Source organism: Kitasatospora sp. NPDC087315 (genome assembly GCF_044744345.1).
GTDB lineage: Bacteria > Actinomycetota > Actinomycetes > Streptomycetales > Streptomycetaceae > Kitasatospora.
Map to the genome: position 1 here is coordinate 156463 of NZ_JBIUYD010000015.1, position 23044 is coordinate 179506.

Annotated in this window: 23 protein-coding genes; 6 read left to right on the plus strand and 17 right to left on the minus strand. The window is 71.5% G+C overall.

Annotated features, from left to right (window positions below; translation table 11 throughout):
- Nucleotides 1–73: 73 nt before the first annotated feature.
- The 12 genes from ACIO5D_RS22560 to ACIO5D_RS22615 form a co-directional block, all read right to left on the minus strand.
- Entirely contained in the window at nt 74–2701 is a 2628-nt protein-coding gene (locus ACIO5D_RS22560) for a hypothetical protein (RefSeq protein WP_400797265.1), read from the minus strand.
- Between the two features lie 240 nt (nt 2702–2941).
- Nucleotides 2942–3535 (minus strand): hypothetical protein, encoded by a 594-nt coding sequence (locus ACIO5D_RS22565; protein WP_400797268.1) that lies wholly within the window; start codon nt 3533–3535, stop codon nt 2942–2944.
- Nucleotides 3536–3701: 166 nt separating this feature from the next.
- Nucleotides 3702–4058 carry a hypothetical protein gene (locus tag ACIO5D_RS22570; protein WP_400797271.1) on the minus strand — a complete coding sequence of 119 codons (357 nt, stop codon included), beginning with the start codon at nt 4056–4058 and terminating at the stop codon, nt 3702–3704.
- A gap of 95 nt (nt 4059–4153) precedes the next feature.
- Nucleotides 4154–5209 carry a substrate-binding domain-containing protein gene (locus tag ACIO5D_RS22575; RefSeq protein ID WP_400654202.1) on the minus strand — a complete coding sequence of 352 codons (1056 nt, stop codon included), beginning with the start codon at nt 5207–5209 and terminating at the stop codon, nt 4154–4156.
- A gap of 450 nt (nt 5210–5659) precedes the next feature.
- The gene (locus ACIO5D_RS22580) at nt 5660–6064 is read right to left on the minus strand and encodes a hypothetical protein (RefSeq protein ID WP_400758019.1); all 405 of its coding nucleotides are present in this window, start codon (nt 6062–6064) and stop codon (nt 5660–5662) included.
- Nucleotides 6054–6374 carry a hypothetical protein gene (locus ACIO5D_RS22585; RefSeq protein WP_363605216.1) on the minus strand — a complete coding sequence of 107 codons (321 nt, stop codon included), beginning with the start codon at nt 6372–6374 and terminating at the stop codon, nt 6054–6056. Before ACIO5D_RS22585 ends, ACIO5D_RS22580 begins: the two co-directional genes overlap by 11 nt.
- Nucleotides 6375–6675: 301 nt before the next feature.
- Nucleotides 6676–8340 (minus strand): GAF domain-containing protein, encoded by a 1665-nt coding sequence (locus tag ACIO5D_RS22590; RefSeq protein ID WP_400797328.1) that lies wholly within the window; start codon nt 8338–8340, stop codon nt 6676–6678.
- Nucleotides 8341–8552: 212 nt separating this feature from the next.
- Entirely contained in the window at nt 8553–12098 is a 3546-nt protein-coding gene (gene cydD, locus ACIO5D_RS22595) for a thiol reductant ABC exporter subunit CydD (protein ID WP_400797274.1), read from the minus strand.
- A 4-nt stretch (nt 12099–12102) separates the two neighbouring features.
- Nucleotides 12103–13128, minus strand: a complete 1026-nt coding sequence (cydB, locus tag ACIO5D_RS22600) for a cytochrome d ubiquinol oxidase subunit II (RefSeq protein WP_363605214.1) — start codon at nt 13126–13128, stop codon at nt 12103–12105.
- A 9-nt stretch (nt 13129–13137) separates the two neighbouring features.
- Nucleotides 13138–14682: a cytochrome ubiquinol oxidase subunit I gene (locus ACIO5D_RS22605; protein WP_363605212.1), complete on the minus strand. Its 1545-nt coding sequence runs from the start codon at nt 14680–14682 to the stop codon at nt 13138–13140.
- A 414-nt stretch (nt 14683–15096) separates the two neighbouring features.
- Nucleotides 15097–15273, minus strand: coding sequence for a hypothetical protein (locus tag ACIO5D_RS22610; protein WP_363605209.1), 177 nt, complete (start codon nt 15271–15273; stop codon nt 15097–15099).
- On the minus strand, nt 15270–15557 hold the full coding sequence (locus tag ACIO5D_RS22615) for a hypothetical protein (protein WP_400654196.1): 288 nt from the start codon (nt 15555–15557) through the stop codon (nt 15270–15272). Before ACIO5D_RS22615 ends, ACIO5D_RS22610 begins: the two co-directional genes overlap by 4 nt.
- A 163-nt stretch (nt 15558–15720) precedes the next feature.
- Here ACIO5D_RS22615 and ACIO5D_RS22620 point away from each other — a divergent pair, with 163 nt between their 5' ends.
- The gene (locus ACIO5D_RS22620) at nt 15721–15954 is read left to right on the plus strand and encodes a GntR family transcriptional regulator (RefSeq protein ID WP_363605205.1); all 234 of its coding nucleotides are present in this window, start codon (nt 15721–15723) and stop codon (nt 15952–15954) included.
- 12 nt (nt 15955–15966) lie between these two features.
- Here the strand turns inward: ACIO5D_RS22620 and ACIO5D_RS22625 are convergent, their stop codons facing one another.
- Both ACIO5D_RS22625 and ACIO5D_RS22630 read right to left on the minus strand, forming a co-directional pair.
- Nucleotides 15967–16446 carry an NUDIX domain-containing protein gene (locus ACIO5D_RS22625; protein ID WP_400654193.1) on the minus strand — a complete coding sequence of 160 codons (480 nt, stop codon included), beginning with the start codon at nt 16444–16446 and terminating at the stop codon, nt 15967–15969.
- 38 nt (nt 16447–16484) lie between these two features.
- Entirely contained in the window at nt 16485–16733 is a 249-nt protein-coding gene (locus ACIO5D_RS22630) for a hypothetical protein (RefSeq protein WP_400797277.1), read from the minus strand.
- Between the two features lie 468 nt (nt 16734–17201).
- Between ACIO5D_RS22630 and ACIO5D_RS22635 the strand changes: the two genes are divergently transcribed.
- From ACIO5D_RS22635 to ACIO5D_RS22650, 4 genes are all read left to right on the plus strand, one after another.
- Entirely contained in the window at nt 17202–18032 is an 831-nt protein-coding gene (locus ACIO5D_RS22635) for a Scr1 family TA system antitoxin-like transcriptional regulator (RefSeq protein ID WP_400797280.1), read from the plus strand.
- A complete protein-coding gene (locus ACIO5D_RS22640) occupies nt 18029–18250 on the plus strand; it encodes a DUF397 domain-containing protein (RefSeq protein ID WP_400797283.1) in 222 nt (73 codons plus the stop codon). Before ACIO5D_RS22635 ends, ACIO5D_RS22640 begins: the two co-directional genes overlap by 4 nt.
- A 254-nt stretch (nt 18251–18504) precedes the next feature.
- A complete protein-coding gene (locus ACIO5D_RS22645; protein WP_400797286.1) occupies nt 18505–18705 on the plus strand; it encodes a DUF397 domain-containing protein in 201 nt (66 codons plus the stop codon).
- 558 nt (nt 18706–19263) lie between these two features.
- Nucleotides 19264–19464 (plus strand): DUF397 domain-containing protein, encoded by a 201-nt coding sequence (locus ACIO5D_RS22650; RefSeq protein ID WP_400654184.1) that lies wholly within the window; start codon nt 19264–19266, stop codon nt 19462–19464.
- An 86-nt stretch (nt 19465–19550) separates the two neighbouring features.
- On the opposite strand, the gene ACIO5D_RS22655 is transcribed toward ACIO5D_RS22650, so the two are convergent.
- Nucleotides 19551–19931 (minus strand): VOC family protein, encoded by a 381-nt coding sequence (locus tag ACIO5D_RS22655; protein WP_400654182.1) that lies wholly within the window; start codon nt 19929–19931, stop codon nt 19551–19553.
- Between the two features lie 85 nt (nt 19932–20016).
- The gene (locus tag ACIO5D_RS22660; RefSeq protein ID WP_363605187.1) at nt 20017–20670 is read right to left on the minus strand and encodes an MOSC domain-containing protein; all 654 of its coding nucleotides are present in this window, start codon (nt 20668–20670) and stop codon (nt 20017–20019) included.
- 70 nt (nt 20671–20740) lie between these two features.
- Here ACIO5D_RS22660 and ACIO5D_RS22665 point away from each other — a divergent pair, with 70 nt between their 5' ends.
- Nucleotides 20741–21610, plus strand: a complete 870-nt coding sequence (locus ACIO5D_RS22665; RefSeq protein WP_400797288.1) for a nucleotidyltransferase domain-containing protein — start codon at nt 20741–20743, stop codon at nt 21608–21610.
- Here the strand turns inward: ACIO5D_RS22665 and ACIO5D_RS22670 are convergent.
- Complete coding sequence (locus ACIO5D_RS22670; RefSeq protein ID WP_400758057.1) at nt 21589–22953, minus strand: oxygenase MpaB family protein; 1365 nt, start codon at nt 22951–22953, stop codon at nt 21589–21591. The genes ACIO5D_RS22665 and ACIO5D_RS22670 overlap by 22 nt on opposite strands.
- Between the last annotated feature and the right edge of the window lie 91 nt (nt 22954–23044).

A 23044-nucleotide genomic window follows, 5' to 3' on the forward strand; every position in this document is an offset into this window, starting at 1 on the left:
AGGCGAGGCCCCCGGGAAGGGGACTCGGCGGGGCCAGGACGGCGGCCCCGCCGAGTCGATTGCCGCGGGAGCGTCAGGGCCTGCGGCGCAGCCGCGCCCAGCCGGAGCGCAGTCCGGCCGCGGCCTTCGCTCCGGCGGGGGTGCCACCGAAGAAGAGCGCCGCCGGGCCGCCGACCAGCAGCACCAGGCCCGCGATCAGCGCGATCGGCAGGAGCAGGCGGGCGGTACCGGCCCGGTCGGCCGCCGGGGTCCCGGCCGCCACCGGAGCGGCTGCCAGCGGGCCGCCGGACGGGCTCGGCGTGGCGCCGGGCTTGCCGCCGGGGGCCGCCGGGGTGCCGGCCGCCGGGGCGCCCGTGGTGCCGTCCGGGCCGAGGCCGCCGGCGGTTCCGCTGCCACCGGTGCCGCCTCCGCCGGAGGTCGTACCGGCACCGGTGCCACCGCCGGTGCCCGAGGTGTCGGTCGCCGAGGTGGTTCCGCCACCGGTACCGCCGGTGGCACCGCCGTCGGTGCCACCGGTCGTACCGCCGTCACCGCCGTTGGGCGGCGCGGGCGGGGCCACCTGGTTGCCGGGCAGCTTGCCGTCCTGGGCCTCGACGTGGTCGGCGGCTTCCTGCGCCTGCTGCCGCTGGGCGTTGGTCAGGCCGAGGAAGCCCGGTGCGAGCTTGCCGGGCTCGGTCCCGTAGACCTGGCCCGCGCCGCTCACCGTCTTGACGAACCGCGAGATCGCGGCCGCCTTGTCCTGCCCGACGCCGGCCGTGGGCACCATCGCGTACTGGACGGTGGTGAGCGGGTAGGCCTGTGCGTCCCGGAAGAACTCGGTCCCGGCCTGGCCGTACGGCAGCTCCTGGGTACCCGTGACCGCGTCGACGGGCATGTCCGCCACCGCGGCCTGGAAACTGGAGGTGGACGGCGACACGAAGGCTCCGGCCGGGTTCAGCAGTGCCGCCTCGGGCAGCGAGAAGGCCTTGGCCTGGCCCGCGTCCATGATGGCGAACAGGGTACGGACACCGCGTTCCATCGCCGGGCAGGCGTCGTGCCCACCAGTGCCGTTGAGATCGGGGTTCACACAGTTCGGCTGGTTCTGCAGAATCTTGCGAACCACCCCGAGCAGCCCGTCGGCACCGACCGGGTTCCACTCGTACTGCTTCCAGTGCTGCAGGCCCTCGGGCGCCTTCGGGTCGTCCACACCGGAGTCGTCCTGGCGCTGGAGCGCGTCGATCGGGTAGCCGGCGTACTTGGGCCGCAGGTAGAAGGTGTTGATGTGCATGCCCCACGGGTCGGCTTCACCGTTCAGGAACCGCGCGGCGTCCGGGTCCGCGCCGATCCACGAGGTCAGCTGGTAGGTGAGGTCCGTGGTGCTGCCGACGACGCTCGGCAGAAAGCGCCCACAGCTCGCCGGCCAGTGGATCCCGTTCTCGGCGGTCTCCGGATTGAGCTTCAGGAACTCCGGATCCTGGAAGACGCAGGCCGGGTTCCCGGACACCGAGGCGACCTTGGTGCCCGGTGAGGAGTACGACTGGGTGAGCAGCTTGGCCAGCAGTCTCGCGTTCAGCCGCAGGTCCCGGATCTGCCGCCCGGTCGTCTGGTCGTCGACGACGAACACCACCGAGGTTCCGGTGGTCGCGAGCGGCGCGTAGACGTAGGGCCGGGCCGGCGGACTCCGGTCCGGCCTGGCCGTCAGCGCGACGTCCGGCCCGGAGCCGCCGAGGAAGTCCCCGCGGGCCTGGGGCTCGCCGCCCGCCGGGGTGTACTGGATGGACATCGGGTTCTGGTCCAGGCAGAGACCGGTACGCCACTGCTGCATGGCGCGGTTGGCCATCTCCAGGCCCGCCGCCTTGAACGCCGACGCCGCGGCCTTGCAGTCACTCGGAGTGGGCGCGAACGACAGCGGCACGACGGCGCGGTGCTCCCACGCGCACATCTCGCCGATCATGAGATGGTCGTTGACGCCGCCGTCCCAGCCGTACGTGTTCTGCAGGAAGCCGTCGGTCGTGGTGTTGAAGTAGTAGTCGACGTCGCTCGAGTGGTCGTTGCAGTCCGCCTGTCCGTTGCGGGCGGCCCAGCCGTCGAGCGGGTCCCCACCGTAGTTCGGCTCGACCACCAGGGAGCAGGGGTGGGTCGCGTCGCAGCCGAGCGAGGGGCTCTGCTGGCCGGTCCAGACCTCGATGCTGGCCGCCCCGGAGCCGTCCGGCCCGGTCGGGGCGACGACCATGTTGGTGGGGAAGTCCGGCGTGGTGGTGCCCGGGGGCGGCGCCGGCTGCAGGAATCCCTTGGCCGGGTCCGCGTTGTAGACCGCGGTACCGTAACAGTCGGTGATCTTGGGGTCCTTGCCCCGGCACTGGTAGACGCGCACCGCGTAGGCGATCGAGCTGTTCGCCCGGGGCACCACCGTCACGGGCCTTCCCCCGACGATGTCGACCGTCGGCGTGAAGCCGCTCCAGGACACCTGGAGCACCTGGTTGCCGAGGTTGCTCGCCTGCGAGACGGTGACGCTGCCCTCGGGGCCGTACGTCTCGGTCGCGGGCAGCCACACCTTGGGGCCCTTCACCGTCAGGGAGGACGCGGCCTGCGCCTGCGGCAGTGCCCCGATCCCGATCGGCACCACCCCGAGCGCCGCCACCACTCCCCAGACGAGCGCGAGCGCCGGTAGCCTCCGGCGCCACCACCCGGGATGTCTCCGGTCGGGCAGGCGGATTCTCATGCTGGGCACCTCCGTGCGATCCCGCACCACCGTTACGCGGCGCGGAGGATGGATCAGGCTGCGAGCGGCCGGCGATTCCGGTACGCATCCATTCGGCCAGCCATAGATGGCCGGATTCGGTCGGCCTGATGTACGAGGGCCCAACGTGGTGACTCTGTAGCGGAGTTGGGAACTCCACAACGGGGGGCGGGCCCACACCGTCGCGCGGGCCCGCCGAACTGCCGTGAGGTGCGGGAGAGATCAGCTGCCGGCCGTGAAGGTCAGCGAGAGCGAACCGAGGGACTGGCCGCCCTTGAAGAAGGTGGTGTTGAGCTTGGAGTCCACGTACCGCGCGCCCTCCGCGTCCACCTGCAGGTCGGCGGCCGTCAGGGTCTGGGTGGCGCCCACCTTGGTGACCTGGGTGTCGCCGGCCGGGTCCAGCAGCGCCACCGGGGCGGTGCCGTCCACCGGCACACCGGTGAGCTGCCAGTTGTCGGCGCTGAACGCGAGCTGCTTGAAGACCGCGCTCTTGCCGGTGAAGACGTTGATGAAGAGCAGGCCGCCACCGAGCTGGATGTTGCCGTAGTAGGCGGGCAGGTTGACCTGACCACCAGTCACCGGGAAGGTCGTCGAGAAGCCCGAGGTGTTGTCGTAGGACGGAGTCGCCGAGGGAAGCGGGATGACCACCACACCGTTGAGAGCGGAGTCCTTCAGGAAGGTGGTGTTCTCGTGCACCACCACGCTGCCGGTCGGGGCCGTGGCCGCCGGGGCGGCGGCAGCCACACTGCTGGCACCGGTGACGGCGAGGACGACGACGGCACCGGTGGCGGCCAGGCGGGCGCGGGTACGGGACATGCTGAGCTCCTTGGAGAGTGAAGGTTGTGCTGGGTGGAACACCGGCCCGGAAGGCCGGCCGCCGGTTGCCCGGATCCCGTGAACACGCACCGGGGATCAGAGGGAAGCCGAAGTTCTTGGGGTCACCGGCGCCGCACTCGCGTGGTCACCGCTCGCGGGCCGGTCGCTAGATGGTGGAACCGCACGCGATGGCCGGCAGTGGCAGGAAGCCGTAACTCCTGATCGTGCTGGTGGCGTTCTTGCAGATCCAGCCGTTGACGGAGACCGAGAGGCCGCTGTCCACCGAGCTCGGCCGGCCGATCGGCGCTGCCCCGGCCTTCGGCGCGATCGGCGAGGGCCCGGTCGCGTCCCAGCTGTACCCGGCGGAGAGCCCGTTGAGCACACCCTCGGTGTCCTCGGTGCCCACGCCCACGATGTCGGTCGCCGGCGGCGTGACCGCGGGGTCGGCAGCGGCGGTGCCGGTGGCCGTCACCGTGATGGCGAGGGCCAGACCGGCGAGCAGCTTGACAGAGGTTCTACGCACTGTTGCCAGGGCTCCTTGGGAATCCGTACTCGGCGCCGGATCCGGCCCGGCGGCCGGGGGTTCAGCACCCCCGGCCGCCGGTTGGTGACGGATGGTCAGCTGGCGTTCTGGGTGGTGCTGCCGCACGCGGTGCCCGGCAGCGGCAGGAAGCCGTAGTTCTTGATGATGTTGGTGCCGTTCTTGCAGATCCAGCCGTTGCCGCTGGCCGGGCCGAAGATGGCGCGGAGCGCGGCGCCGTGGGCGTCGGTCGCCGTCCAGTCGCCCTGGCGAACCACGTTGTAGACCACGCGGCCGTACGCGGTGGAGGCGAAGGCGGGCGAGAGGGTGTTGGTGGCGGTGAGCGGCACGTTGCCGTCGGCGTTGCGGATGGTCAGGCTGCCGGGCGCGTCGGAACCACTGCTGTGGCCGCCGTAGACCTGGCCGATGTAGTGCGCGACCGAGTAGGGAACCAGCGAGGCCGGGTCGGTGAACGCGGCGTCGGTGCCCTCGTTCTCCTGCGGGCCGGTGGTGACGCAGCCGCCCAGGATCGGGTTGCCGATCGCGGTCAGGAAGAACGCGCGGGTGCCGGAGTTGGCCTGCGGCAGGTACGGCTTGATGGTGGTGCCGGCCGGCACCGACGGGACCAGCGCGTGCCAGTCGGTCGTGGTGCACTCGTAGATGCCCTTGAGCTGGGCGGTGGTGAGGTTGGCCGGGGCGTAGCCGGTGGCCGGGGCGGCCCAGGAGACCGCGTCCTTGGCGAAGGCCACGAACACGTCGGTGGTCGGGTCGCCGCCGGGGTTCGCCTTCGGGCCACGCGAGGAGCGGGCCACGTCGACCGGGCTGCTGACGGCGTTCAGCGCGTTGATGCCGGCGCCGGAGCCGTTCGGACGGGTGAAGCCGGAGACGCCGGCCCGCAGGTTGATGGTGGCGGAGCCGGTCGCGTCCCAGCTGTAGTAGCGCGGCGAGGTGGTGTCGCCGATGCTCGCCAGGTAGGCGTTGTAGTCGGTGGAGAACTGGTTCGACACGGCCTGGGTCGTGTCGGAGCCCACGCTCACGATGTCCGTGGCGGCCGGGGTGACCGTCGGGTCGGCAATGGCGGTGCCACTGGCGATCGTGGCGACCGAGGTCGCGAGAGCGGCGACGGCGAGCAGCTTGGCAGCGGTCTTGCGCATGTTCCTGTTCCTCCGGTGGGAGAGACGTACATCGCTGTACCCGGGCCCTGGTTGGGGGCCCGGGGCCGGTGACCGCGTCCGCGGCGGTCCGTCCGGCAGAGCTGATCCTGTCCGGCTCGGAGGTTCCGCCGGAAGGGTGGTCGACGACGGGCGGAGATTGTCGATACGTCGGTTCAGACAGGTTTAGCGACTGGTCAGCGCGGGCGTGGAGGGGCAGAAACACGCAGGTCGCAGGCCTGTGACGTTCTTCTCCAGGTGGCGGTTCGGGAGGCTGCCGGAAACCTGGGCTTCACCGGAACGGCGCGCACGGGGCAGCGGTAGCCACGGCGGGCGGACGTGCGGGGAGTGCCGGGCGGGCCGGGAGCGCGGGAACGCCGGAGCCGGGGCGGGCGGGAGGGCGCGAACGGGCCGACGGGGGAAGAAACGAACGGCCGGCAGGGGCGCGCAGCGTCACCAGGGCCAGCGGGTGTCACGGCCGGCCCGCCGCAGTTCCTGGCCGACCCAGTGGAGCCCGGCCAGGAAGCCGTCCACCCCGGCCTGGCACTGGTCGCGCCGCAGATAGCCGCGGGCGCTGCGGGCGATCGGGCCGGCCTCGCCCGCGCCCGGCCGGGTGCTGCGCACCGGCAGGTAGGCGGTCCACACCCAGAGCCGGGCCTCGGACTGTCCGACGGTGCACCGCAGCGCGGCCCGTTCGATGATCAGTTCTCTGACCGCGTCGGCGAGTTCGTCCTCGCTGCGGTAGGTGCGCACACCGACGCCCAGCTGCCGCCCGTTGGCGGCGCGCAGCGCCCAGCCGACGCACTGGCCGGCCGCGGGGACGGTCAGCAGTCTCGGACCACGCCGCTCAGCCCGCATCGGACGGTCTCAACGGGACTCTGATGTCGGTGAGTTCGTGACCGGGATGCTTGGCCAGCAGCGCCACGAACCGCCGGAAGGCGTTCTGGCAGGTCGCGTACCGCTCGTACGCACGGCTGGAACGCACCTCGGGGAGGGTGCGGGAGCCGGGGACGACCCAGATCCAGCCGATGCCGTCCCGGACATGGGTGATCCGGGCGACCAGCCCGTCCGCACCGGCCCGTAAGCCGTCGAAGCCGCGCTCGGCCTCACCGGCCGTCTCGTACGCGGCCGGGGTGATCGCCACCACCCGGCCGTTGGGCGCCTTCAACTGCCAGCGGTACCGGCCGTCCGGCGCCCGTTCGGTCCGGAACCCCCCGCGACCTGCCCCTGCTGCGGTGTGACCGCGACCTGACGCGTCCACTGCTCCCCCAGTCCGGTACCTCTCCGAGACGGGAGTAAAGCTATGTGTGCACACGAGGGCGCCGGAAGGGAGGGAAATGCACAACTTGCTCCGTTGGCCGGGAAGTTCTCTCTCGTTAAACTTTCACCGGGTGTACACCAACTGGACGCCGTCATCCCTTTCCGCGCACAGGGCGTTCGAAACCGGCCGGACACGCAGCGTCGAACGTTCAGAGCCGGGCGGTCCAGCACACCCTCGTGCCCTTGCCGTACGGGCCCGGCTCGTGCCACGCGTCGCCGCCGAGCACCTCCGCCCGCCGGGTCAGGTTGCGCAGGCCGCTGCGGCGCCCACCGGGCGGAATGCCGACGCCGTCGTCCGTCACGGTGAGCAGCACACCCGGCCGCCCGGCCCGGTCCAGCGACTCCGGGCCGCCGCCCATCGGGTGGCCCTCGTCGTCCAGGTGCACGGTCGCGTCGATCTCCACCCCGACCCGCGAGGCCCGCGCGTGCCGGGCCGTGTTGGAGAGCATTTCCCTTAGCGCCGCCAGGAGTTGACGCCCGGTATTCTCGCCGACCAGGCTCTCCACCGGCCCGGTGAAGGTCACCGACGGCTTGAACCCGAGCGCCGCCGCGGCCTGACTGCCCTCCCGCAGCACCCTGGTCCGCAGGGTGTCGGGGGCGTCGCCGTGGTTGTCGTGCTGCAGTGCGTAGATGGTGGTGCGGACCTCCTGGATGGTGGCGTCCAGCTCGTCCACGGCCTTGCCGATGCCGACCTTCACCTCGGGGACGAGGGCCCGCCGGGCGGCGCTCTCCAGCATCATCCCGGTAGCGAACAGCCGCTGGATCACCAGGTCGTGGAGGTCCCGGGCGATCCGGTCGCGGTCCTGGAAGACGGCCAGGCGCTGCTGGTCCCGCTGGCCCTCGGCGAGCCGCAGGGCGAGCGCGGCCTGTGAGGCGAAGGTCTCGGCGAGCTGCTTCTCCGAGTCGGTGAACGGCAGCGCGCCGCGCGAGCGCCACACGCAGAGCCCGCCCAGTACCCGGCCGGCCGCGACCATCGGCACCGCCATCGACGGGCCGAAGCTGCGCGCCAGGCGGATCACCACGGTCGGGTCGCTGGACATGTCGTCCAGGTAGACGCTCTCGCCCTGCAACAGCCGCGCGGCGAAGCTGTCCTGCGGCAGCAGCTCGCCCCGGACGAACTCGGCCGCCTCGCCCGAGGCGTGGGCCACCCGCATCTGGCCGTCCGCGGGCCCGCCGCTGGTGGGCAGCAGGATCATGCCGAGCGCCGCGTCCGCCAACTCCCGTACCTGCTCGGCCGCGACGGTCAGCGCCACCTCGGCCTCGTCGGTGGAGAGCAGCGCCGTGGTGACGGCGGCCGCGCCGGCGATCCAGCGCTCCCGCCGCCGGCCCTCCTCGTACAGCCGCGAGTTCTCGATCGCCACGCCGGCCGCGGCGGCGAGCGCGTGCACGACCTGCTCGTCCTCGGGGGTGAAGGCGCCGCCGCCCTTCTTCTCGGTGAGGTAGAGGTTGCCGAAGACCTCCTCCCGGATCCGGATCGGCTCCCCGAGGAAGGTCCTCATCGACGGGTGGTGCGGCGGGAAGCCGGACGAGCGCGGGTCGGTGGTGAGGTCGGTGAGGCGCAGCGGCTCGGGGCGGTCGATCAGCGCGCCCAGGATGCCCCGCCCGGCGGGCAGTTCGCCGATCTCGGTGGCGGTCTCGTCGTCCACCCCGACGTGGATGAAGTCGGCCAGTCCGTGTCCGCCCGGCGCGATCACCCCGAGCGCCGCGTACCTGGCGTCCACCAGTTCCGCCGCGCCGGTGGCGATCCGGTGCAGGGTGGCGTGCAGGTCCAGCCCGGACCCGACCGAGACCACCGCCTCCAGCAGCCGCTGCATCCGGTCGGTGACGGCCGCCGCCGACTGCAGGCGCTCCGCCACCTCGGTGACCAGCGTGTCCAGCCCGAGCGAGGAGATCTCGGGCACCCGGTGCGGCGCCGGATCGGACGGCGTCGGGCCGGGTGCGGCGGCGGAGAGGTCTGGCGTGGGGTCCATGAAGACGAGCGTAGTTTGTACGGTTTTCTGCCGAAGGACGGCACGGCCGCCCGGCATCAGTTTCCGACCGGCGCCCCGGCCCGGTCGGGGGCGGCAGGCCCGCTCCCCGGCGCGTCCACCAGCCCGTCCGCCTCCTGCTCCCGTTCCCACATCGCCCGCAGCCGGCCGCCCCGGTCCGCCACCAGGGCCGACCAGGTGCCGCGTTCGGCGACCCGTCCGGCGTCCAGCACCAGGACCTCGTCGACCGTGGTGTCGTCCAGGCCGGCCAGCCGGTGGGTGATCAGGACGGTGGTGCGGCCCGCGGTGGCGGCGAGCAGGTCGGCGGTGAGGGCGTCGGCGGTCGGCAGGTCCAGGTGCTCGGCGGGCTCGTCGAGGACCAGCACGGGGAAGTCGGCGAGCAGCGCGCGGGCGAGCGCGAGCCGCTGCCGCTGGCCGCCGGAGAGGCGGGCGCCGTGCTCGCCGACCATGGTGTCCAGACCGGCCGGGAGGGTGTCGGTCCAGTCCAGCAGGCGGGCGGCGGCGAGCGCCGCGCGCAGCTCGTCCTCGGTGGCCGCCGGCCGGGCCAGCCGGAGGTTCTCCCGCAGCGAGCTGTCGAAGACGTGGGCGTCCTGCGCGCAGAGCCCGATGACCCGCCGGACGTCGTCCCCGGCGAGCTCCCGGCTGTCCACGGCCGGTGGACGGCCGGCGGCGAGGGTGACCGTGCCCGCCGTCTGGTCCAGGAAGCGCAGCAGCGCCTGGGCCAGCGTGGTCTTGCCGGAGCCGGACGGGCCGACGACCGCGATCCGGCGCCCGGCGGCGAGATCGAGGTCCACCCCGGTGAGCGCGGATTCGGCCTGTCCGGGGTGCCGGACGGTCAGCCCGCGGACGGCGATCGGCAGCGGCTGCCCGGGCAGCGCCGCCGGGGCGGCGGGCTCGGCGACCACGGCCGGCGCGTCCAGCACCTCGCGCAGCCGCGCCGAGGCGGCCCGGCTGCGCTGGCGGGCCTGGACGGCGAGCGGCATGCCGGTGACGGCCTCGAAGGCGGCCAGCGGGGTGAGCACGACGACCGCCAGGCAGACCGGCGCCAGCGCGCCGGCCCGCACGCCCTGGACGCCGACGGCCGCGGCGGCGGCCACCGTCAGCCCGGTGAGCAGCGCGATCAGGCCGGTGCCGAGCGCCGTGGTGGCGGCCGACCGGGCGGCCAGCCCGGTCAGCGCGGAGTCGGCGGAGCGGACGGCGGCCAGCCGGCCGGGGAGCGCCCCGGCGACGGTCAGCTCGGCGGTGCCGGTGAAGGTGTCCACCACGGCGGTGGCCAGCCGCCCCCGGGCCGGCGCCTGCCGCCGCTCGGTGCCGGCCGACCAGCGGGCGGCCAGCGCGGGCACCACGGCCCCGGCCAGCAGCAGCCCCAGCCCGAGCACGACGCCGGCGGCGGGCAGGAACAGCCCGAGCGCGACGGCGGAGGCCAGCGAGACCACGGCCGCCACCGCCGCCGGCAGCCGCCAGCGCAGGTAGTGGTCCTGGACCGCGTCGACGTCCGCGACCAGCCGCGACAGCAGGTCCCCCCGGCGGAACGCGGGCAGCCCGGCCGGGGCGAGCACGGTGAGCCGCCGGTGGACGGCCGCCCGCAGCGTGCCGAGGGTCCGCAGGACGGCGTCGTGCGAGACCAGCCGCTCGGCGTAGCGGAAGACGCTCCGCCCGATGCCGAAGGCCCGGACCGAGGTGACGGCCATCATCAGGTAGAGGACGGGCGGCATCTCGGAGGCGCGGGAGATGAGGTACCCGGAGGTGGCCATCAGGGCGACCGCGCAGCCGAGGGCGAGCGAGCCGAGCAGGACGGAGAGCGCGAGCCGCGGCGTGGTGGCCTCGGCGGCGGGGTCGTCCTCGCCCGGGTCGGTGGCGGGCACCGGCCGGCCGTCGTGCGTGAGCCGGGGCGGGCGGGCGGGCGCGGCGGCCACCGGGGCGGGCCCGGCCAGCCGTACCCGCTCGTCCGCCACCGCCAGCAGCGCCGGGCGGTGGGCGACCAGCAGCACGGTCCGCGCCGGGTCCTCGGCCAGTGCCCGGACGGCGGCCACGACGGCCGCCTCCGACTCGCCGTCCAGGTTGGCGGTCGGCTCGTCGAGCAGCACCAGCGGCCGGTCGTCGGCGAGCAGCACCCGGGCGAGCGCCAGCCGCTGCCGCTGGCCGGCCGAGAGCCCGGCGCCGTCCTCGCCCAGCACGGTGGCGAGCCCCTGCGGCAGCCGGTCCACGAAGTCCAGCGCGTGCGCGGCGCGCAGCGCGGCCCGCAGTTCCGGTTCGTCCGCGTCCGGCCGGTACAGCCGCAGGTTGTCGGTGATGGTGCCGGCGAACAGGTGCGGGTGCTGCGGCACCCAGGCGATCTGCCGGCGCCAGCTCTCCGGCGCCAGCTCGGCCAGGTCGTACGTCCGCCCGTCGGCGGCGGTGATCCGGACGGTGCCGGTGTCCGGCGTGGTGAGGCCGAGCAGGACGGCGAGCAGGGTGCTCTTGCCGGCCCCGCTCGGGCCGGTGAGCGCGACCGTGCCGCCCGGGCGGAGGGTCAGCGAGGCGTCGTCGAGGGCGGGCCCGGTACGGCCGGGGAAGGTGACGGTGAGGTCTTCGGCCGTGACGACGGCACCGGCGAGGGCGGGTGCCGCCACCGTGCCCGCCGCCGGCAGCGGGGTCTCCAGCACCTGGAAGATCTCGTCCGCCGCCGTCAGCCCCTCCACGCTGGAGTGGTAGAGCGCGCCGACCTGGCGGATCGGGAAGTACACCTCGGGCGCGAGGATCAGGACCAGCAGCCCGGTCTCCAGGTCCAGCGTGCCGTCCACCAGCCGGAAGCCGATGGAGACCGCGACCAGCGCGACGGACAGCGTGGAGAGCAGTTCCAGCGCGAACGAGGAGATGAAGGCGATCCGCAGGGTCCGCAGGGTGGCCCGGCGGTAGTCGGCGGTGATCCGGGCGATGGTGGCGGCCTGGGCCCGGGCCCGGTTGAACACCTTGAGGGTGGGCAGCCCGGCGACCACGTCGAGGAAGTGGTGCGAGAGCCGGGAGAGGGTGTCCCACTGCCGGTCCATCCGGGACTGGGTGGCCATCCCGATCAGCACCATGAACAGCGGGATCAGCGGCAGCGTCCCGGCGATGATCGCGGCGGAGGCGAAGTCGGCGCCGACGATCCGCAGCAGCACGATCACCGGCACCACGACGGAGAGCGCCAGCTGCGGGAGGTAGCGGGCGAAGTAGTCGTCGAGCGCGTCGATGCCGCGGGTGGCGAGGGTGGTGAGTTCGCCGGTGCGCCGGCCCGCCAGGTAGGCCGGGCCGAGCGCGGTGGCGTGGTCGAGCAGCCGGCGGCGCAGGGTGGACTTCACCCGGGCGACGGACCGGTGCGCGGTGAGTTCGGTGAGCCAGCCGACCAGCCCGCGCCCGAGCGCGGTCAGCGCGAGCAGGACCAGCGGCGTGGTCAGCTCGCCGAGGGCCGCGCCCTGCTGGAACGCCCGGACGACGATCTCGGCGATCAGGCTCGCCTGGGCGACCACCAGGGCCGCGCCCGCCCCGCCGAGGACCACCGATCCGGCGAGGAAGGCACGGGTGGTGCGGGCGTACCCGAGGAGTCGGGGGTCGACCGGCTTCACGGGGTCAGGCCTTGTCGAGCGCGGCGGCCGGGTCGTGCCCGGGGATGTGCTGGACGCCGATCCGCTTGCGGAACACCCAGTACGTCCAGCCCTGGTAGAGCAGCACGAGCGGGGTGAAGACCGCGGCGACGATGGTCATCAGCTTCAGCGTGTACGGCGAGGACGAGGCGTTGGAGACGGTCAGGCTCCATTCGGTGTTGAGGGTGGACGGCATCACGTCCGGGAAGAGCGCCAGGAAGAGCATCGCGACGGCGGCCACCACGGTCGCCCCGGAGGCGATGAACGCCCAGCCCTCGCGGCCCAGCTGGTTGGCCACCAGGGCCGCCACCAGGGCCAGTACGGCGATCACCATGGCCACGAGGCTCCAGCCGTTGCCGCTGTCGGCCTGGGTCCAGACCAGGAAGGCCAGCGCCAGCACGGCCGTCACCAGGCCGGCCCGCAGCGCCATGACCCGCGCCCGCTCCCGGATGTCGCCGACCGTCTTGAGCGCGGCGAACACCGCGCCGTGGAACGTGAACAGCGACAGCGTCACCAGGCCCCCCAGGATGGCGTACGGGTTGAGCAGGTCCCAGAAGCCGCCAACGTAGTTCTTCTGCTGGTCGATGTCGACGCCGCGGACGATGTTGGCGAAGGCCACGCCCCAGAGGAAGGCCGGGATCAGCGAGGTCCAGAAGATGGCCTCCTCCCAGTTCCGCTGCCAGCGCTCCTCCGGGCGCTTGGCCCGGTACTCGAAGGCGACGCCGCGGACGATCAGGCAGACCAGGATGATCAGCAGCGGGATGTAGAAGCCGCTGAACAGCGTCGCGTACCAGTCGGGGAAGGCCGCGAAGGTGGCCCCGCCGGCGGTCAGCAGCCAGACCTCGTTGCCGTCCCAGACCGGGCCGATGGTGTTGATCAGTACCCGCCGCTCGGCACGGCCGCGGGCCAGCGGCTTGGTCAGGATGCCGATGCCGAAGTCGAAGCCCTCAAGGAAGAAGTAGCCGATCCACAGGACGGCGATGAGGATGAACCAGACGTCGTGGAGTTGCATTTCGGATCCTCAGTAGGCGAAGGCGAGCGGCTTGTCGGCGTCGTCCTCGGAGGACGGGCCGCGCAGCGTCGGGTCCTTGGCGGGCGGCTCCTCGGCGGTGACCGGGCCGGCCTTGGCGTACTTGACCAGCAGCCGCACCTCGACGACGGCGAGGATCGCGTACAGCAGGGTGAAGGTGGTCAGGGCGCCGATCTGGGTGCCGATGCCGACGTTCGGCGAGACGGCGCTCGCGGTGGTCATCAGCCCGAAGACGGCCCAGGGCTGGCGGCCCATCTCGGTGAAGATCCAGCCGAAGCTGTTGGCGATCAGCGGGAACCCCATGGTGAGGATGCCGATCCGCCAGCTCCACTTGGTGAGGAACGGCCCGAGCTCGCGCTTCGGGGTGAGCATCAGCCGGGGCACCTCGGTCTCGCCGGTGCGGAACTCCGGTGCCAGGAACCGCTTCTTCCGGGTGGTCCAGAGTCCGATCAGGCCGGCCATGAAGGAGGTCATCCCGAAGCCGATCATGAGGCGGAAGCCCCAGTACGTCACGAAGATGCTCGGGATGTAGTCCTTCGGGTCACCACCGTACTTGGCGGCCTCGGCCTGGGCGGTGTCGTTGATGCCCGGGACGGAGGAGCTGAAGTCGCTGTTGGCGAGGAAGGAGAGTATCCCCGGGATCTCCAGCTCGACCGAGTTGTGGCCCTTGCTGACGTCACCGACCGCGAAGACCGAGAACGGCGCGGGCGCCTGGGTGTCCCAGAGGGCCTCGGCGGCGGCCATCTTCATCGGCTGCTGGCGGAACATGACCTTGGCCAGCGAGTCGCCGCTGAGCGCGGTGCCCAGACCGAAGATCACCGCGAGGACCAGGCCGAGCCGCAGCGAGGTCCGCATCACGGCGGTCTTCTTGGGGTCGGCCGTCTCCGGCTTGCGCTTGGCCTTCCAGAGGTGGAAGGAGGCGATGCCGACCATGAAGGCCGCGCCGGTGAGGAAGGCCGCGGTCAGGGTGTGCAGCACGACGGTGACGGTGGTGTCCTGGAACAGCACCCGCGCTATGTCGGTGAGCTGCGCCTTGCCGGTCACCGGGTCGATCGAGTAGCCGACCGGGTGCTGCATCCACGAGTTGGCGGCCAGGATGAAGTAGGCCGAGAGCACGGTGCCGAGTGCGACCATCCACATGCAGGCGCAGTGCAGCTTCTTCGGCAGCTTGTCCCAGCCGAAGATCCAGAGCCCGATGAAGGTGGACTCGAAGAAGAAGGCGATCAGCGCCTCCATCGCGAGCGGGGCACCGAAGACATCACCCACGAACCGGGAGTAGTCCGACCAGTTCATGCCGAACTGGAACTCCTGGACGATGCCGGTGACCACGCCCATCGCGATGTTGATCAGGAAAAGCTTCCCCCAGAACTTGGTGGCGTGGAAGTACTTCTCCTTGTTCGTCCGCACCCAGGCGGTCTCCAGCCCGGCCACGATGGCGGCCAGGCTGATGGTGAGCGGGACGAAGAGGAAGTGGTAGACGGTGGTGATGCCGAATTGCCATCGCGCGATGGTCTCGTGAGCGATTGCCAGTTCCACGTCGCCCTCTCTCCAACTGACCCTGTCATAGGGCACATTCAGGACAAACTTCATCTATAGCTGTAGACCGCTGCCCAACCGCGCAAGCTTGTCCGCTTGTGAACGTGAACACGTTCACAAGGGAAGTATCCACGATGCTTACGAGCGGCCCGCAGGCGGGGTGGGGGTTGACCAGCGATGTTGTGCGCACAGTCTGCGGACCCGCCCGGCGCCGCCACAACAAGCGGGCCGGGCGCGCACCGCGGCAATCTTGGCCGATCCGTCGCTTGACAGACGGGGCCGGGCGCGGGCCGATCGGCAGGATCCGGCCGGCAACGAGTTCTGCGTCAGGTAGCCGCGCCGCCGGCCGCCCGGAAAGGTACCCCCACGCTGTTCGGCGGTCCCTCGCTGCTGCGAGGGCCCGCCGGGCTCGGGCTACGTGGCGTAGCCGAGCTCCTTCCGTACGGCGGGGGTGCAGTCGGGGCAGGCGAGGACGAGCCAGCCGGGGCCGCTGACGGCCTCGATGTGGCCGACGACGGTGACGCCGGGGCGGCGCCGGTGGCAGTGCGAGCAGAACTCTTCGGGGGTCTCGTCCGGCGTGCTGTCCGTCACCGGGCCACCGCCCCGACGGTGAGGCTGTCGAGCCAGTGGGAGGGGTCGGGCAGGTCGAGCGCGGCGGCGAACGCCTCGGCCCGGCGCCTGCGTTGGCGGGCCACCTCGGCGAGCCAGGTGTCGAGGTCGGTGCAGATGAAGCTCGCGACCTCGGGCCCGCGCCGGGGCTTCGGGGCGAGGAAGGCACAGGCCGAGCGGAGGGCCGAGGGCTTCGCCCGTCGGCCGGTGCCGGGGGCGAGGAACGCCCGGAGGGGTTCGAAGAGGGTCGCGATAAGCTCGCGCATGTCGTCAGCTCCGTTGCAGCTGGTGGCATCGGCCTCGGACCGTTCCCGCGATCCGAGGCCACTTACGTCTTCGACGGTACCTAACCCTATCCCCGCCTGTCCATACCTATACCCGGATGCCCGGGCCTATGAGGGGAAGGCATCCCCTGTGTACGGTCATGCCGTGATCGAGTTCGACCCCACCCAGCCGAAGTGGCAGCAGATCGCGGAGCTCCTGCGAGCGCGCATCGCGAGCGGCGAGTACCCGCCGCGCCACCTGATCTCCGAAGTGCAACTGGAGAGCGAGCTGGGCGTGAACCGGAAGACTGTCCGCAAGGCGACGGACGCCCTGCGGACAGAGGGCCTGATCACGACGACGCCCGGGATGGGCTCCTTCGTCACCGACCGCAGCGCGTAACGTCCGCCCTCTTCAGGCAGCCCGTTGACCGTGGACGAGAAGCGGGAAGCGGTAGGGGACGGTGGCGAGAGCCTCCTGCACGCGGGCGGCCTGGGCGGGGCTCATCACGCCGGGCAGCTCGCACGGGTCGACGAACCGGGCGCCCAGCAGACCGCTCCGGTTCCGGGGCGGCACGGCGATGCGAGTGGCTTCCCGGTCCGCGACGGTGCCGCCGTCGAAGACCAGGTTGAGACGTTCCAGGTAGCGGTCGGCGGGGGTGAAGTCCACCGCGACGAGATGGGTGACGCGGCGGTGGAGGCCGGTCTCCGCCCGGAGGTGCCGGGCAGCGGCCTCGTGCGGGGGCTCATCGGGGCGGGCACTGCCGCCGGGGAGGATCAGGCCGTCCATGAAGTCCGGGTCGATGAGCAGGACGTGGCCTCGCCGGTTCCGCAGGAGCACGAGGCAGCCGAGCCGGCAGACCGGGGGCTTGGCCGACAACCGGGGATCGCGCACCGAGGTGGCCACCTTCCCGCCTCGGCCGACGGAGGAGTTCAGCCTTCGACGGCTTGCCGCTCATACCGCAGGCCCTTTCGCAGCAGGTCCGCGATCCGGACGATCTGGGCAGTTCGGGCCGACCCGAGGTTGATCAGATAGGCCCCGGTCAACCGCCCGTAGTCCCAGTCCACCTCGACAGAAGGCAGCTTGGCGTCACCGAGTGCCAGGACAGCGACCAGGTCCTCAACGGCAACGGCGGCCTCCCGCCGGTACTCGGCGGTCGCCCGGTTGAGCATGGTCCCCATCACGCCACCACCCGGTGCGACTCGAACCCCCCCAGGGCTTCTCGGCAACGCTGAAGGACGAGAGCCCGCACAACGCCCCGTCGGAGCCACGCAGCCACTCCCCCGTCAGCTCGTTCCGCACCCGGTAGAGCCGGGCCTCACGATCCCAACGCACGCCGTAGCCGTGGAGCTTGGCGATCGACGGAGCGGCCTCGGTTTCGTGGACCCGTGGCACTTCGCTTCCCGCTCTCTCCGGCTCGCCGACCGACCTGATGGCCTCCATGGCGAACCACCCCTTCCTCAAGCATCAATCAGACAAACAGACTTGGAACGGACCTGGAGCACCGAGTCACCCTTGCTGGCCACACTCACGACCACTCCTCTCCGTAGCCGTTCCACTACCAGGATCGGTAGACGGGGCTACGCTCGGAAGGCTTCCTACTGGACACTTCGGACTGGTGGGACTCAGAATCGAAAAGTTGAGCAATCATGCGCCGCACTGGCATTGACCCTTCGTCATCGCCAGCGGCAGCTTTCGGGGTGCAACTACGCAGGTCACGGGAGGCCAAGAAGCTCACGCAGGTTGCATTCGCGGAGCTGATCAAGTTCAGCGACAGTTGGGTGAGTTGCATCGAAAGAGCGACAAGGAGTCCCACCTACGCCTTTGCCACCAGGGCCGACGATGTCCTTGAGACGGGTGGAACGCTTGAGCTGATGTGGTGGAACCTCAAGCACACAGCCTTGCTTGAGGGGTTCCCCGAGTACGCGGCTCATGAGCAGAAGGCCGCAGAGATCAGACTCTTTGAGTCCACCATCGTGCCCGGTCTTCTCCAGACTCCGGCCTACGCTGCCGCGCTCGCGACCGCAGCTGTCCAACGCGGCAGCATCATCCAGGACCAAGCTGATGAACGTATCGACTTTCTGATGACGCGACAACGTCTGCTGGAACGGGCTCCGGCACCGCTCTACCACGCGATCTTGGATGAAAGCTGCCTGCGGCGGCCCATCGGTGGGATTGCCATCATGATGCGGCAACTCCAGCATCTGGAGGACATGGCGAGCCGACCGAACCTGATCATTCAGGTCGCCCCTTATTCCCTGGCCGAGCACGCCCCGTTTCGAACATCGATGACTCTGTTGACTCTCGCCGACCGTGCGGTGCTCGGCTACTCCGAATCACTTGAGCAAGGCTATGTCTCTCGTACTACCGACACGGTCCGGACGTGGGAAAGGACTTACCATCAACTAGTGGTCGAGGCGCTGTCGCAGGCTGCATCACTGGCAATGATCCGCAAGGCACGAGAGGAACTCCACCCATGACTGACGCCGCCATCTCTGTAGACCTGTCCAACGCTTCCTGGTTCAAGTCCACGCACAGCGACAACGGCGGGACGTGTGTGGAGGTGTCGCCCGACTTCCCCAGCGTCGTCCCCGTCCGTGACTCAAAGGACCCTGAGGGACCAGCTCTCGTGTTCCCGGCCCGTGCCTGGCGGTCGTTCGTCACCGCCGTGCAGGCCGGCGAGTTCGACACTGTCTGACGCTGTGCACCGAGACAGAGACCCCACCACCTGGCCCTGGTGGCTGGGGTCTCTTGCTGTCTCACGCCGAACACGCGGCGCGGCGAACTGGTTTACCCTGCCACCCGCCGATGGCATGGGAAGAAGGAGCCCGAAGCGGCAGGCTCATCGAAGACGTCAAGGATGCTTCTCCACACCGTAGTTCCTACGATCGACTGGGGCCCTGGCGCAGTCGCCCCACGCAATGATCAGGCACATCTCGAAGGAGTACGGCCGTGCAAGGACACCAGCAGGAGACGTGGCGGAAGAGCAGCTACAGCAACAACGACGGCGGCGCCTGCATCGAGGTGGACGACACCCACCCGGGCCGGGTCCGGGACAGCAAGGACCCCGACGGACCCCGGCTGCACTTCTCGCCGACGGCCTGGCAGACCTTCGTCACCGCCGTCCGCACCGGTGAGTTCGGCACCCTCTGATCATCTCTTTTCCCAGGGAAGGCAGCACCTTCGGCCCTCCCAACGACCGGAACCCGCGCGATGGAGCGCCGGGCGAGCAGCACCTGCTCGCCCGGCGCCGAAACGCCTATCCCGCAAGGGGTAGAAACCCAACGCTCTGGTGGAGAGAACCTCGCCGGTGCCCGTGCAAGCCTTAGGAGTTGATGAACAGATGATCTGTTCCAACACTGTCCGGGCGGCCGGTCCGAAGTCGGTGTGGGGCCGGTTGATCGCGGAAACCAGGGCCGAACTCCTCCTGGCCGGATACACCGATTACTTCGTCTGGTTGGAACAACCGGCCCTGCGCCGGAAGGCCGTGGCCGGTTACCGTGTGCGATTCCTGCTGGGGTATCCCCAGTCGGATACCGCTCGGACATGCCGAGGACCGCTGGTCCCGAGGGCGAGACATCCGGTAAGAAGCACAGCATGGTCAAGTGTGGCCACGAGAAATACCAGAGGAGTAGGAAGTCGGAGGGGCCGACTTCCCCCTCCTCTGCCGCCCCTATTCATTGATCAGACGCATCTCGAAGGAGTACGGCCGTGCGAGGACACCAGCAGGAGACGTGGCGGAAGAGCAGCTACAGCAACAACGACGGCGGCGCCTGCATCGAGGTGGACGACACCCACCCGGGCCGGGTCCGGGACAGCAAGGACCCCGGCGGACCCCGGCTGCACTTCTCGCCGGCAGGCTGGCAGACCTTCGTCACCGCCGTCCGCACCGGCGAGTTCGACACCCTCTGATCACCCTTCCCGCAACGCCGGGCGAGCGCGCGACGCTCGCCCCGCGCCGTGGGAACTCCCCTCGCCGTAACGGGGAGTAGCAGGGATCAGTTGCCGTACGGGCGGGTGATGATCTCCATGCCGTGGCCGACCGGGTCGAGGAAGTACAGGCCCCGGCCGCCGTGGTGGTGGTTGATCTCGCCGGGCTGCTTCAGGTGCGGGTCGGCGTAGTAGGTGAGGCCGTCCGCCTTGATCCGGGCGAAGGCGGCGTCGAACTCCTCGTCCGAGATGAGGAACGCGTAGTGCTGCGCGACGATCGACTCGGCCGGGACGGTCGCGAAGTCGAGGGTGACGCCGTTCTCGGTGGCCACCGGGATGAACGGCCCCCACTCGGCGCCGACCTCAAGGCCGAGGATCTTCGCCAGGAACTCGGCGGACTCCCGCTTGTCCCGGGCGTGAACGATGGTGTGATTCAACTGAACTGCCATGCGGAATGCCTCCATCAAGGCACTCACGGGCTACCTCCATGCCTCACCCAGCCGGTGACCGACACGCGATGCCGTACCTCCGATCCTAGGCCTCGATCCGCCGACGGGCCAGCTCCCGGAGGTCGTCGGGAAGTGCTTCGGCGGTCAACAGGTCCGGCAGCAGGCCGGGTTCGAGGGTGAAGGCGCGGAAGGCGAGAGCGATCGTCACCCCGTGTGCGGGGCGGTGGACGATCTCCACCCGGTCGCCGCCGTGGAGGTCACCGGGCGTGACCACGCGGAGGTAGGCGCCGGGCACCGCGGCCCGGGTGAAGCGCTTGATCCAGCCGTCGCGCTCCAGCCAGCCCTGGAAGGTGCCGCACGGCACCCGCGGGCAGGACACCTCCAGGACGACGTCGGGTCCGATCCGCCAGCGCTCACCGATCAGGGCGCCGTTGACGTCCAGACCGGCGGTGGTGAGGTTCTCGCCGAAGACGCCGTTGCCCAGCGGGCGGCCCAACTCGGCCTCCCAGCCGTCGAGATCCTCGCGGGCGTAGGCGTAGACGGCCTGGTCGTCGCCGCCGTGGTGTTTGACGTCGAAGACCTGGTCACCGGCCAGACCCACCCGGCCGGTGCCCTTCGGGCCGGGGGCGGAGACGGCCACCGGGCCGTCCACCGGCCGCTTGTCGATCCCCGTCGCGCCGACGCCGCTCTTCCACGGGTTCTGCCGGGGCCTGCCCACATTGACCGATAGCACCTTCATAGCCTTCGACGGTACGGCCTGACCCGTACGTCCGGCGAGCGGTTTCCGGTCCGTGCCAGACTTCCACCCCATGCGGACGATCATCGAGTCGATGGCCGGGCGGCTGGCCGGGGTACCGGGTGTGGTCGGCGTCCTGCTGGGTGGCAGCCGGGCCCGTGGGGAGCACCGGCCGGAGTCGGACTGGGACCTCGGCGTCTACTACCGCGGCGAACCCGACCTCGGCGCTCTGCGGGCCCTGGCCGGCCCGGGCGTCGAGGTGGCCGGGCCGGGCGGCTGGGGGCCGTGGGTCAACGGCGGCGCCTGGCTGGAGGTGGACGGCGTGGCGGTGGACTGGATCCTGCGCGATCTGGACCGGGTCGAGCGGGTCTGGTCGGACTGCCGCGAGGGCCGCTACGAGGTGGGCGTACAGGCGGGGCACCCGCTCGGCTTCTGGTCGCCCTGCTACCCGGGCGAGCTGGCACTCGGACGGGTACTGGCCGATCCGACCGGCGAGTTGGCCAGAGCCAGGGCCACCATGGCGGAGTACCCGGAGCCACTGCGGGCGGCGCTGACGGCGGCCGTCTGGGAGGCGGAGTTCCTGGTCGTCTCGGCCGCCAAGGGGGCCGCCCGGGCCGACACGCTGTACGTCTCGCTCTGCCTCTCCCGGGCCGTCGGCATCCTGGTCCAGGCGCTGCACGCCGACGCCCGCCGCTGGTGCCTGAACGAGAAGGGCGCGCTGGCCGTCGCCACGGCCCTCCCCGGCGCCCCGCCCGGCTTCGGGCCCCGTGCCCACCAGCTGCTCGCGGCTCCGGGCGCCGGCCCCGAGGAGCTGACCGCCACCGTCGCCGGGGCCCGCACCCTGGTCGCGGACACCGTCGCCGCCCTGCGGGCCCGGGAGACGCCTCAGGCCCGGGAGACGGCTCAGGACCAGGAGACGCCTCAGGCCCGGCCGAGGAGCTGACTGCCGGGGGTGGAGGCGGCGCGGGCGGTGAAGAACTCGGTGAAGCCGCGGAGGAACTCCTCCTCGGTGATGCGGCCGTCCCCGTCCACGTCCAACTGGCGGAATCCGTGCGAGAGTTCGGCCGGGTGGACGCGGTGGCCGCCGAACACGGCACGGTACTCGTCGGCGTCCAGGTAGCCGCTGCCGTCGGTGTCGGCGGCGGTGAAGACGGCACGCAGCGCGGGGAGCAGCCCGCCTTCGAGGTAGCCGGGATCGCGGTCGCAGCCGGCGAGGGTGGCGGCGACGAACTCGTCCTTGCTGACCCGGCCGTCGCCGTTGGCGTCCATGGCCGCGCGGAGCTGCTCCCACCAGGCGTCGAAGGCGGCGTACACCGCGGCCTCCGCCGCCTCGGTGAGCTCCAGCTGCCAGCAGACGTTGTGCGCCATGGCCTGGAGGTCGCGGGCGGTGACGAAGCCGTCGCCGGTCTGGTCGAGGACTTCGCGGAAGAACTGGTCCAGCCGGGGCCGGCGGGCGTCCCGCCGGGGCGGACGACCGCGCTGGGCGGGGATCCGCGGCCCCTGGGTACGGTACCGGCGGCGGTCGGGCAGCCGGGTCATCAGCGCACGGCCGCCCCGGTGCAGCAGCCAGGAGAGGGCGGCCGCGCGGCGGGTGCGGACCAGACCGAAGCGCTCGCGGTAGGCGGGCGGCAGGTCGGCGACGGTCAGGCTGGTGAGCACCGCGGCCACCACCGCCCGCAGCACCTTCCAGCCGGCCGCCCCGAGGAACCGCAGCCGGCGCGGACGGGGCGCCTCGCGCAGGATGTCGTACAGCAGGTAGCGCACCGACTCGCCGAACTCCAGTTGCTCGCGCACCATCCGGTCGACGTATCCGGGCAGTTCGGCGGCGGTGGCCGGCAGCGCGTCGGCCGGGAGGCCGAAGGCCTTGACGACCTCCCCGAACTCCTCGTACGCCCGCTGGAGTTCGCCCGCCGGGTACGGGTCGCCGCTCAACTCGCGCATGGTGACGACGGCTTCGAAGAGGGTGAGAAGCACCCAGGCCCGGGTGTCCTGGTCCTCGGCGTCGTACCGGCGGCCGTCCGGGGCGGTACCGCGGATCCGCCGGTGGGCGCGGTCGAGGCGCTCGATCTCGCGGCGCAGGCTCTCCGCGTCGGCGTAGAAGAGCCGTTGGCCGCTGCCCATGGTGTGCTCGATCCGCCGCCAGGGGTGGGCGCGGTAGGTGGAGTGCTCGGCCATGCCGGCGCCGACCACGGGGTGGGACGCCTGCAGGACCAGCAGCCGCCACGCGACGAGGATGATCCGCCACTCGCTGAGGTCGCGCCGGAAGGACGCGTCGGGCCTGGCCATCTCGGTACCCCCGGGGTGCTGCGGATCTTCCTCGTCGCGGGCGGTCTTCCCTTCGGTCCCGGCAGGAAACTCCCATGGGATTAAAGGTATT